Annotated in this window: 1 protein-coding gene; it reads right to left on the reverse strand. The window is 50.3% G+C overall.

Annotated elements, in window-relative coordinates; all coding sequences use genetic code 11:
* Nucleotides 1-17 precede the first annotated feature (17 nt).
* Entirely contained in the window at nt 18-13,436 is a 13,419-nt protein-coding gene (locus tag AC1RRX_RS10390; protein WP_144464326.1) for a type I polyketide synthase, read from the reverse strand.
* Nucleotide 13,437 lies beyond the last annotated feature (1 nt).

Below are 13,437 nucleotides of genomic sequence, written 5' to 3' on the forward strand. Positions count from 1 at the left end.
TCCTTCCCACTCCTCTCTCATTTAAATGCTTTCCAAAACATTTTTTTCGCAGGAAGCTCTTGTTTCTCCGCCGGTGCGTCAGGCTCTTTTACCAGAGCCTTACGTCTTAATGACGGTACCGGCAGCGGCTTTCTTTTCATTCGGGTGTCTTTTTCTTCCCAAGCTTCCAGAATGACGTGGGCGTTCGTTCCGCCGTCGGCAAAGCAGTTGATGGCTGCTGACGGTCTGGCTGCATCCCATTCGCCGGCTGTTTTATGAAAATGAAAATCTGTCTTTGTTATATCAAAATGCGGCATCGGTTCATCTCCTGAGAGAAACGGAACCGTTTGTTTATGCTTCAGCATTAATACGACTTTAATGAAGCTTGCGATGCCTTCTGCGCAAAGCGGATGCCCGATGTTCGGCTTAATTGACCCGATGCCGAGCGGAACATGCTGGCCAGAGCGGTATACGGATTGAATCGCCTTCAGCTCAAGCAAATCAGTTACAGCGGAACCCGATCCGTTTGCTTCGATATAACTGATGTCTTCCGGCTTTTTGCCGCTTTTGAAAAGCGCGCTTTGCATGACATCTTTTTGCGCCTGCATATTAGGAGCTGACGGGCCTGCCGTTCTGCCGTCATTGTTCATGGCGGCGGCCTTAATGACCGCGTGTATCGTGTCGCCGTCTTTTTGCGCCTGGCTTACTGTTTTTAACAGCACCATGCCGACGCCTTCACCGAGGACAACTCCGCCTGAACGCTTGTCAAATACGTGAAATGCCGGCTTTTCGTTTAACAGCCCGCGCTCTTGGAACATCCGGTGCGCCGCATCCGTGTTCAGCAGGCTGACACCGCCAACTACCGCCGCTTTGATATCGCCGCTCCTCAGTGCCTGAACGGCCATGTTCATTCCTGTCAAAGCCGATGAACAAGCCGTATCAAGCACGATGCTCGGCCCGCGCAGATCAAAAAATTGCGAAACGTTTGCCGCTAAATAATTCTGCCCGCCCGCAACGATCGGGTTGCGGGTATTCGCAAGACTTTCAGGATCAGGCTGATGCTGGCTGCGGCCTCCGATATACACACCGGCCTCTATACCCTTGATTTCTTCACGGGAATAGCCGGCATGGCACAAAAGTTTCAAGCTCTCTTCCAACACCGCCAATGCCTGAGGGTCCATCGCTTTCGCGTCGTTTTCCGGAATGAAAAAGAATTCGGAATCAAAGTGATCCATATTGTCAATCAATCCCGCAACGTATTGATTTGCATATCCGAAACGTTCCGCCGGGACGGAGCCGATTGCGGACCTGCCGCTTCTCAGCAAGTCCCAATATTGTTCTAACGATTCCGCTCCCGGAAAACGGCAGCTCATTCCGACGACGGCAATGTCTTCAGTTACGGTATCAAGCTTTTGTTCAGTATGAACCGTTTGTACGGCAGCCGGAACCAAGATTTGTGTATCAGGCTCCTCCCTTTCTGCAAGCAGCGGCTGCCCATTGGATACAAGCCATTCGGCAAACGCATCGATCGTCGGATGTTCATATAAAACAGACGGATCTAAGTCCTCTTTGAGCGCTTGATTCATTTGCTGTAAAAGCTGCGCTAAAATGATCGAATCAACCCCGTAATCCTGAAACGGTTCGTCTGTTTCCAGTTCTTCCGGAGCGATTTTCAGTTCATCGGAAAACAGTTTCACAAGCCACGCCTTCGTATCAAGAAACAGGTCTCTGTCTGAATGTTTTTCCGCGGCTTTGCCGTTTACTACGGCTTTTTGTGTTTTCACTTGACAGAGCAGCCTGTCAGGATGCCATTCGCTCCGATCAACGATAGCCGGCAGAACGGACGGGCGGATGTTTTCAGATAAAATACGGTCCAGCAAGTCAAGTCCTTCCGCGTTGGACAGTCCCAGCAGCCCGGTCTGCTTCAGGCTTTCTGTGCGGACTTCACCCAATCCGGTTTCCTTCCAGTTCGGCCATTGAATGCTGACCAGCGGATATTGATGCTGATGAGCCGCCGCGAAATAATCCATGTACGCATTTGCCATCGCATAATCCGACTGTCCCGCCGCGAGCGCCGGAACGACTGCAGATACTGAAGAAAATAAGACAAAAAATTGCAAAGGATCATTTGTGAAAAGGCTGCTTAATGTTTGAAGCCCTGCGACTTTCGGTTCCAGCACTTCTTGTATGTCGTCGGCAGTCTTTCTGATAAACGCCGGATTTACTGAATTAACCGATCCCGCACAATGAATGACGCCGCCGATCGGTCCCATCGTGCGCCGGATCGTTTCAATTTCCGCTGCCGCCGCATCATGATCAGACAATTTCAGACTGATCACCGCCACTTGCACTCCTTTTGCTTCAAGCTCTTCAATCGCCCGTATCTTCTCTTTCAGCCTCGTATTAACGGCTGACCGTTTATGACGGGGAGGAATCGGCTCCCTGCCTGTCAGCACTACTTTTTTCACGCCGTGTTTTTCTGTGAAATGGCGGGCGCATAAGAGACCCAGTCCCCTCGTGCCTCCGGTAATGAAAAGCACATGGTCTTCAGGAAACGGTGCGGGCTTATGTTCTGCTCGCTTCCCGCTTGGAATCTCCCTGAATAAAGCACGGTATCTCTGTCCGTTTCGGCGGCAGATTTCCGGTTCTGTGCAGTCCGCCGAAAATTCGTCTGCAATCTGTTTGGCAAGTGTCTGCTGATCCGTATCTGTATCGGCATCCATGTGTCTGGACGTCACGTTTTGATACTCATTTTGAAGCATTCTGTACAGGCCGCTTTTTGCCGCTCCTGCAAGATGAATCGTTTTCTGCTGAAATGGCTCCAAGCCTTTTGTTACATATAGCAGCGTCAGCGGCCGCGCTTGCCGGCGGCTTGTATCAATCAGAGTCTGGAGCCGGCTGATCCCTTCCAGTGAAGGGTCTTCGTCTCCGCATCCCGTCAGATCGATTGCTCCATCTATGTGATTCCAATCGCTAGCTGCAGTGTCAGCCGAATCGACCGGGAGAATGAATGAGTCAGCGAAATGCTTTGCAGTCTCTTCGGCTAGCTCCGCTGTTCTTGCATCAGCCAGAATCATGACCGTCTTGCCGCTTTTCTCACCGGCCGAATCGATCTCACACGGAACCCATTGCTTTTCTAAAAGCACAGCCTCGCGCCGGTCTTCTGTTTCCTGCGGTACGGCTTTCGGCTCAGGCAGCCAGTACGGCTCCTTCGCAAATGGGTAAGCCGGCAGACTGATTCTGCGGGGTTTTTTGCCTTGATAGAGTCTGTCCCAGTCCATCTGAAGCCCTTTGGCCCACAATTCCGCTATTTTGGCGTATTTTTTCTTATCGAACCATGACCTCACAAGCTGCTTCAGGTCATCGTCCGTTTCAAATGCTTTGATTTCTTTTTTAGCCGTTTTGATATGGGCTTCATATATCCCTTCACCCGTATTTCCGTTTACAAAATCGGTTAAACGGCTGATCAGTTCTTCTCTCGAACCGGCTGTAACCGCAAGACGGTAATCCATCGCATCACGCCCGGTTTGAAGCGTGTACGCCATATCTGAAAGATTGATATTCTGATTGGCTTTTGCAAATTCGATCACAGACTCGGCATAGGTTTTTACCTGAGGCGCTTTTTTCGCCGACAGCACAAAAATGTTTGTCTCATCAGGCTTTCGGCTTCCCCGGTCTTTCGGCTGATACTCTTCGATAACGAGATGAGCGTTTGTGCCGCTGTAGCCGAACGAGCTGACACAGGCCCGCCGCGGTGCTCCGCCTGTTTCCCAAGGTTTGAGTTCGGTATTGACAAATAAAGGCGAGTCATCGAAATCAAAATGTTCATTCGGCGTGCTGAAATGAAGGGTCGGCACAAGCTGCTGATGTTTCATCGACAGCAGAACCTTCTGGACGCTTGCTACACCTGCCGCCGCCGACGTATGCCCAATATTCGATTTAACCGAACCGATGGCGCAAAATTGTTTGCGGTCCGTTTTTTCCTTGAATACAGAAGATAAGGCTTCTAATTCAATCGGATCCCCCTGCTTTGTGCCGGTGCCGTGCATTTCCGCATAGGTGATGCTCTCAGGGTGGATGTTGTGCGCTTCATACACTTGGCGCTCTAAATCCATTTGGCTTTTCGCGCTTGGTGCGGTAATGCCGTTGGTTTTTCCGTCCTGGTTAATTCCAGATCCGATAATGACTCCGTAAATATGGTCTTGATCGGCTTCCGCATCTTTCAGCCTCTTCAAAACGAGCGCCCCCGCGCCTTCGCCAGGCACAAATCCGTTCGCACTGTTATCAAATGCTTTACATTGGCCGTCAGGAGACAGCATTCCGGCTTCACACATGCTGATGTATGATTCAGGCGTTAAATACAAGGTCACACCGCCGACAAGCGCCATGTCAATTTCATGATTCAACAGCGCCTGACGCGCCAAATGAGTCCCGACGAGAGATGAAGAGCATGCCGTATCGATCGGAATGGCCGGCCCTTTCAAATTGAGATAATAAGGCAGGCGGGCCGCCGCGATGCTGAAACTGTTGCCCGTCGCGCTTCCTCCTGTCTGATGTTTGTTTAACATCATGCCGTATTCATTGTTCATAATCCCCAAATAAACGCCGCAATTTTTCCCGTTTAATTCTTTTGAGCTGTAACCCGCATCTTCAAATGCTTTAAAACCTTCCTGTAAAAATATCCGGTGCTGCGGGTCCATAAGTTCCGCTTCAGACGGAGATATATTAAAGAACAGCGGATCAAACTCTTCAATGCCGTCAAGCATACCGATTGATCTGCAGTATACTTTGCCCTTCTTGTTTAAGGCCGGATCATAGTATTTGTTTACATCCCAGCGGGAAAGCGGGATGTCGCGAATGGCGTTTTTCGCACGGGCTAAGTTGTCCCAATACGTCTTTAGGTCCGGCGCATCCGGGTACTTGCCCGACATGCCGACGATGGCTATCGCGTCCGCTATCTCGTCTTTAGGCTCCCGTTTGGCCTGCACCGGTTCAGGTTCCTTTTGAACCGTTAATCTCTCCGGCTCGGCAGGTGTTTTTTCCTGCGGGGCATGTTGCTGCGTAAGCGGCTTTGGACGTACGGGAACCGTCTGTTTTTTTCTTCCGCGGACAGACGGCTGCGTACGCAGAAAATCGGCAAATTGACGGATTGTCGGATAATCATACACTTTCGTTACGTTACAGTCCGTGCCGTACCGTTTATTGACGGCCTTTATCCATTCAAGACCGGTAATCGAATCCATACCCAAGTCAATAAAGGCCTCATCAATATCTACTTCATGCCGCTCCATGTACAATACATCAGCCAGTGCTTTTGATAACTCATCATGCACCGCTTCAATCGGTTCTTCCGGTTCGGCGGAAGCTGCCGTTTCTGACATCGCCTCCAGAATATCCGCTTCTGCTTGGATCACATGCTGCTTATGAGCGTTTAAAGGCTGCAGCATGATGTTTGACGGTTTTTTCACGGCTTCTGTTTTCTGCGGTTCGGTTGCTTCCTCAAGGATCGGTTCTGTCCCGAGCTCTTTTTGCAAGAAGGCCGCAAACTGGCGGATTGTCGGATAATCATATACTTTCGTCACCGTAAGGGACGTGCCGTATGCTTTATTAACAGACTTTATCCATTCAAGACCTGTAATTGAATCCATGCCGATATCAATAAATGTGTCGTCTGCGTCGATATCGTCGGCATCCATATATAAAACGTCTGCCAAACTTTCGGTCAATACGGCACTTACTTTTTCAGCGGAAACCGCCGGACGGGAAGCGGGCTGTACGGTTCTTTTCGGTTTCGCGCCGCTCAAAGACTGCAGTGTAATGTTTGACGGTTTTTCTTTGACAGTCTCCTCGTGAAGAGTTGTTACTTCAATGATCGGTTCCGGGGCGGCCGCCGGTGCGATCGGCGCAGACTGTGTTTCGGCCGGTCTTTTGACAGCTGCATCTGCTGATATGTCGATCCAATAACTGTCTTTTGCAAACGGGTAGGCCGGAAGACTGATTTTTTGCGGTCTGCCCATTTGATACAGCTTATCCCAATTCAGCGGAAGGCCCTTCACCCAAAGCTCTAATACCTTTGCGGCTTTGCCTTTTTCAAGCCACGTCTCAATGGTTTTTTCCATGTCCTCATCAGCCGCAAACAGCGCCATCGTGTCTTTATTCTGTTTGACTTGTCCGCGGTAGAGCTGGTCAATTGACTCCTTGCCGCCCGTAAATTCGTCAAGCTTCTCTTCAAGCTCGCTCAAATTGCTGACAATCATTCCGAGACGCTCTTCCATCGGTTCACGGCCGATTTGAAGCGTATATGCGATCCGGCTCAGATCTGCTTCCCGGTAACGCCCGCTCCGCAGTGCATCAAGAAGACGTTTCGCCTGTTTTTGAAGCCGTTGCTCATTTTTCGCAGAAAGGACGATCATCGACGGATGAGGCGCAACATAAGCCGTCTCCTTATCCTCATCAGCGGAATATTCTTCGATGACAATATGAGCGTTGACGCCGCCGGCTCCGAATGAGGAAAGCCCCGCGGTTCTCGGCAATTCTTTATTTACTCCGTTTTCATTTATGACCGGTCTTTTCCACTCTTCAAGCGTCTGCTGCACTTTGAACGGCGTACTCGGAAAATCAATATTCGGGTTAAGCGTTCGGGAATGCAGTGACGGTGCGAGCTGCTTATGTTTCATTTGCAGGAGCACCTTCGTCAGACCCGCGATGCCCGCCGCGCTTTCACAGTGCCCGATATTGGATTTCGCTGAGCCGATGGCACAAAACTGTTTATCTTGTGTTTGTTCTGAAAAGGCTTTTGTCAGACCCGTGATTTCAATCGGATCGCCGAGTGAAGTCCCGGTGCCGTGGGCTTCGATGTAGCTGACCGCCCTCGGATCGGTTCCGGCGTCTTTTAACGCCTGTTTGATCACCGCGGCTTGGGCGTTCGGATTCGGGACGGAATACCCGTTTGTTTTTCCATCATGGTTCACGGCCGTTCCTTTGATCAGGCCGTAAATATGATCACCGTCCGCTTTTGCTTTAGAAAGCGGCTTAAGGAGTACGGCGCCCACTCCTTCACCGGGCACATAACCGTCTCCGCCTTCTCCGAAACTTTCACATCTGCCTTTGCTTGATAAAAATCTGTTCTGGCCGAGCATCAAATATTTATTCGGATGAACGGATACATTGACGCCCCCGGCAAATGCTGCCTCGCATTCCCCGTTCCGCAAGCTTTGGCATGCCAGATGAATGGCTGTTAAAGAAGAAGAGCACATCGTATCCAGAGCCATGCTCGGGCCGTTAAAACCGAATACATAGGAAGCCCTGTTCGCAATTGATGACGGATTTCCGGTCAGCGCAAGCGATTTTCCGCGCGCCTGTTCTTCGGCTCCGTAAAGCTGATATTCCTCGTACATAACGCCGACGTAAACACCGACATTGGCGCCAAGCAAATCACCCGATTTTCCCGTGAGCTTTTTGCGCGTGTAACCGGCATCTTCCATCGTTTCGTAGACACATTGCAGGAATAACCGCTCCTGCGGGTCCATCAATTTTGCATCCCGGGGCGAAATAGAGAAGAACTGCGGATCAAATTTGTCCACGTCTTTCAAAAATCCTCCCCATTTTCCGTACGTCTTGCCTTCTTTATCTTTATCAGCGTCGTAATAAAGACTGTGATCCCAGCGATCGTTTGGAATTTCGGTTATGCAGTCAGTGCCTTCACTTAAGTTCTTCCAAAATTCCTGAAGATTTTCGGCCTGCGGATATCGTCCTGATATACCGATAACCGCGATATCTTCACGCTCCGTCAGCTGCTGATTTTCCAGCGTGTCTGGACGGACTTGCGCAAAGCCTTTTTTGCCTTCATTCCGTTTGAAAACGGGCTTTACTTTCGCTTTCTCAGACAGCGCAGGTTTGGCTGCAGGGGTTTCTTCTATTTTCATCCCGGTCACTTCCAGCAGCGTGTCCCGGTGTGCTTTCATAAAATACTGCGCCAGCGATTCGATATTCTGGTACTCGAAAAACAATGTTTTTGACAATGAGCCGAAGCTCTTTTCCAGCCGGCCCGTCAAATGCATAATCATAATCGAATCAATACCATAATCTTCCATAGGCGCCTTGGCGTCAATTTTGCCGACAGGAAGTTTGGTCACTTCCGAAAGCACTTGTTTCAAGAAATGCTCCGTTTTTTCTGCAAGCATGTTCTCTCCGCCTGCTGTAAGACCTGCCGTTTCTTCCGTTTCGCTGCCCTTATCCGGCTGATCATCCGCTGATTTTTTCAGAAACGTCCGGATTTTTGCGGCGTAGCCTTCCGTCACCATGACTTGGGATGTGTTTGCCGCCCACCCGCGGTATAAAGCCTGAATGCCGTTTTCTGTTTGCATAGGGACCATGCCGCTTTCTTTTGTCAGCATGGCTTCCGTTTCAGCATCAACCGTCATGCCGCCGTCTTTCCAAAGCGGCCAGCAGATTGAAAGGGTATGTCCATAGCGTTCATTTCGGGCTTTTTTACGGTTTCTTTTTTCACTGAAGGCGTTCATAAACGCATTGGCCATCGCATAATCAGCCTGGCCCGCGCTTCCAGCGCTTCCGGCTCCGGAAGAGAAAAGAATCAGAAAATCAAGCTCAATGTCCTTTGCCGCTTCATCAAGATGAACCAGCCCGGAGACTTTCGGCGCCAGTACATCACGGATTTCATCTTTGTGCTTTTTCAGAATATAGTTGTCTTTTATCGTTCCGGCGCTGTGTATGATACCGTTTAATCCGCCGTACTGCCGACAGATGTCCGCTGTGAGCGATTGAACTTCTTGTTTTTCCGTCATGTCCGTTTGTTTGTACACGGCTTGCGCGCCGAGATCGGACAGTTCTTGAAGCTGGGCTTTTTTACGGTTATCCAACAGAGAACGCCCCGTTAAAATAAGAACGGCGTCTTTTGCATGCCGGGCGATTTCTTTGGCGAATAAAAATCCGAGTCCGCCCGCACCGCCTGTGATCAGATAAACACCTTTATCCTTCCACGGCTTTTCGGCGCCGAACTTTTCAAGCCCTGTTTCCTGCCATTGTGCCGTATAGCGCTTGCCGCTTTCATAGCGAATATGCTTATCATCAGGATGAGCGCTGCATTCTTTTACATATCGGGACAGAATGTCTGCCTTGACGTCCGGCTCCAATTCAATCAGCTGGCCGGTCAGGTTCGGGTTTTCAAGCGCCGCTGTTTTCAGAAGCCCCGTTAAGCCGCAAAGGAGCTGCGTATCCGCTTCTTGAGGCACGACAATCTGAATGAGCTCGCGCCCGCCGGAATTTGAAGCGAGGATCTTCTTCACTTCTTCGAACGCCTGAAGCGCACAAGCTTCAAACCGTTCGTCTTCACTCTTATGCTGATCACGGAGCACATGACAGCTGAAGTCTGTCTGTATGCTGTTCATTTGATCCGTAAACCGGTCAGATATCATCACGTGACGGGCTTTGAAATGGATCGGCGCTTTTTCATGTACAGCGGCCTTCTCTTCCCATATGTGTTCAAAAAATAGTGTATCTGTTTTATCCGTTTCAATTTCCCGTGCGGAATAACCAGTCATTTTCACACATACATTGCCTTGTTCGTCACATACATCAATATCCAGCTTCTGCACGGCATCTTCAGGCTTGCTTTCGCCGCTGTACGCAATGGAAACCCACATATCGCTTTTACAGCTTTTCAACACATCAATCTGTTCGAGAGCAAACGGCAGCATCGGCCGTATGTCAGTCCCGTCTCTGTCAAGCATTAACCCGATTGTCGCGTGGAAGGCCGCATCCAAAAGGCTCGGATGGAGGACAAACTGATCTTTTGTATGAGAAATAGATGACGGGAGTGAGAGCTTCGCGAGCACTTCGCTGTCTTTTGCATAGATTTCCGTGACCGCTTTGTGAGCATCCCCGTATTCAATCCCCATCTGTTTGTATGCCTGATAGCAAGCGTCAGGTGTGATCAGACGGCGTGACTCTCTTAATTTGTCAATCTCGATTTTGGCCGGTTCGCCCGCTCGGACAAACGCTGCGCTTCCTTGCGCATAGAGTACGGGCTCTTCTTCCGAGGAAGCCGATTCACTGTAAACCGTAAATCCCATCTCTCCATTTTCTTCGTCATAAAGGCGGAGATACAGTTCTGCGGACTCATCCGCCGCTGTAAACGGACGTATCCATACGACATGTTTCAGCCGGACTGTTCCTTCTTCCTTCGTTTCTGCCGCATGTTCAACGGCCGCCCGGACCATTTCCAGATAAGCCGCGCCCGGTAACGTCCGCTCGTTTTTGACGACGTGATCTTTTAGGAAAAATTCTCCGCCGCTAAACGAGGACCGAAAACGGACGCCTGACATGTTTGATACATTTTCATGCAGGAGCGGATGCAGCATGCCTGCATTTTTTTGCGGCAGCGATTCTCTTTTCTCCGCCTTCGGCACCCAATACCGGATTTTTTCAAACGGATACGTCGGCAGGCTGATCCGATTCGGTTTGTTTTCACCGTACAAGAGATTCCAATCCATCGTTCCTCCGCCGGCCCACTTTTCGGCAATCATCTCCAGTCTCCCGGAAGAAAGCCATTTATGTATCAAGTCCGGAGCAAGCTCTGCCTGTTTGCTTTTATCGGCTCGGTTCCGCCAGCACCCGCTGACCGTTTTACCCGCCAGAAAGCCTTCCAGCCGCTCTTTGAGCTGTGTCATATTCTGAGCGGTGAACGCAACCCGCTCCTCCATCTGTTCACGGCCGATCTGAAGTGTATACGCCGCATCCTCAAGCGGCAGGCCGGGATGAATAAATGCAGACAGCTTCGCAACATACTCTTTTAGCCGTTCTTCATTCCGGGCTGAAACCGGGAAAATGAATGTCTGTTCTTCTGCCGGTTCAGCATTTGTTCCGTGTGATTCTTCAGGGATAAATTCCTCCAGAATGAGATGCACGTTTGAACCTGTCGCCCCGAAAGAGCTGATGCCCGCACGCCGGGGATATACGGTTTCGGTTCCGTTTTCCGTCACTGATGGCTGCTGCCATGCTTCGGTATGATGCTGGACGTAAAACGGTGATTGTTCAAAATCTAAATACGGATTCAGCTCCTCCGAATGAAGAGACGGCACCAAAGTTTTATGGTGAAGCTGCAGGGCAACCTTGCTTAAGCCGCTGATGCCCGCAGCCGATTCCGCATGGCCGATATTGGACTTCACTGATCCGATCGAACAGAACTGTTTGTCCTGTGTGTACTGGCGGAACGCCTTGACAAGGCCTTGAACCTCGATCGGATCGCCGAGAGAAGTTCCCGTCCCGTGCGCCTCAATATAACTGACCGTGCGCGGATCGATGCCCGCTTTGTCCAGGCATTCTTCAATCAAATCAGCCTGCGCGACAGGACTCGGCACGGAAATTCCGCTCACTGTCCCCACGTGATTGACGGCACTGCCCTTTATCACCGCATAAATCCGGTCGCCGTCTTTTACCGCCTCTCGCAGCGGTTTTAATAAAACGGCACCGATTCCTTCAGCCGGTACATAGCCGTCTCCGTCTTTCCCGAATGTATGACAAACCCCGTCTGTTGAAAACATGTCCCATAAACCGTATGTCAGATATTTATTCGGATGCAGCGACAAATTGACCCCTCCGGCAACCGCCGATTCACATTCCCCGCGCCGAATGCTTTCCGCAGCAAGGTGAACCGCAGTCAGCGAAGATGAACAGACCGTATCGACCGCCATGCTCGGCCCGTGAAAATTGCAAAAATATGAAACTCTGTTTGCGATTTGCGCATAATTAAGAGAAAGCGGGAATACATGATCTTCAGAAGAAGCTTCAGCCCCGACCAACGTATAATCCTTATGCATCACCCCTGCGAAGACGCCGACGCGCTGTCTCTTATTCCGTCCGCGCGCCTCTGCGAGCGACTTCGGCGTATATCCGGCATCCTCAATCGTTTCCCAGCATGTTTGTAAAAACAGCCGTTCCTGAGGGTCCATTGTTTCAGCTTCCCGCGGCGTAATCCGGAAAAATTGGGGATCAAAGCAATCCGGATCATCAATAAATCCGCCCCATTTTGAAATGCTCTTTCCGGAAGGCGACTTTACATTTTCAAACCGGCGCCAGTCCCAGCGAGACTCCGGAATTTCGGTGACACAGTTTTTTCCTTCTTTCAGGTTTTCCCAGAATTCATGAATATTTTCGGCCTGCGGGTAGCGGCCGGCCATGCCGATAATCGCGATATCTTCATCTTGCGGAACACTGCTTTTCCGTCTTCTCTCTGTTTGCGGCTCAACCGGCTTCTCCATTTTTGCCGGAGACGCGCTGAAATGGCTCCCGTACTGCTCAGTCAGGAAAGCTGCCAGCTCTGCTGCCGTCGTATATTCAAACAGCAAAGTCGGAGAAAGGGTTTCGCCGATTTTTTCGCTGATCGTTTCGACGACGTCAAGCAGTCCGGACGATGTCAGCCCCATTTCATAGTAGCCGACTTGAGAATCAATCTGTTCAAGCGGCTTGCCGATTTTTTCCGCCATCAGATTCATGACATACCGCTCTGCTTCCTCATGCGGGTGTCCGCCTTCAAGCGATGCCGCAACTTCCGGTAAACCGGCTTTTTCAGGAGACTTCTCAGCAGTCTTTCGTTCTGTATTGATCAGCTCGGCATCCCGCACGAGCTTGCTTGTGAAATCTTTCAGCTCGGCTACTTTTCGGCCGGATGCGTTAAAAAACTCCAGTGTAATGTAAATGAGCTCCTTTTCCTGCCGAAGCGACGAACGTTTGATTCTCGTGATGCAGCCGGCCTGCAAAGGTTCGGAAGCTGTAAAAGATTCGTAGAAAAGAGGCAGAAACAGCCTCTTTTCCCCATTTAACAGCGATGAGATCAATAGGTTTGCGCCGACGCCGCTTCCGTCAAGGAGAGTCGGATGGAACAAAAACCCCCCGGCCTGTCCCATCGCGTCTTTTCCGAGCGATACATCAAAGATGACGCCGTCCCGCTCCTCAAACACTTCTCCTTCTGCTTTCATATATCCGCTGTGAACCAATTCCTGGCTTCTGCATTGTGCATACAGCTCATTTAAATCGATGGTGCGTTCCGCCTCGCGTTTGACAGAGTCAAGATCAAGCGTGTCACTGAAAATTGCGGGTGCCGTCTCGTGCATTTCCGCTTTGACGTAAATACGTTCTTCCGGCTGTACTCGTCCGCCGCTGACCTCAGCCCCTTTTGCGGTAAGTTTCCAGCGCCCTTCTTTTACCTTTGTACATTCAACCGTAAGCTTGACGGCGCTGTCTTCTTTCGCAATAAGCGGCTGATATATGGATAAATGGCGCAGCTGAAGCCCGTCGTATGAATAGCCGCGCTCTTTGAAAATCTGATAAAACATATCAATATAAGCCAATCCCGGAAGGACTTTTTGTCCGTAAACGTCATGATGTAAAATAAACGGATTTTTCAGCGATAAAGTGATTTGCTTATTGAAGTTCTTCACG

This window comes from Bacillus sp. GW821-FHT11D08 (assembly GCF_058808515.1).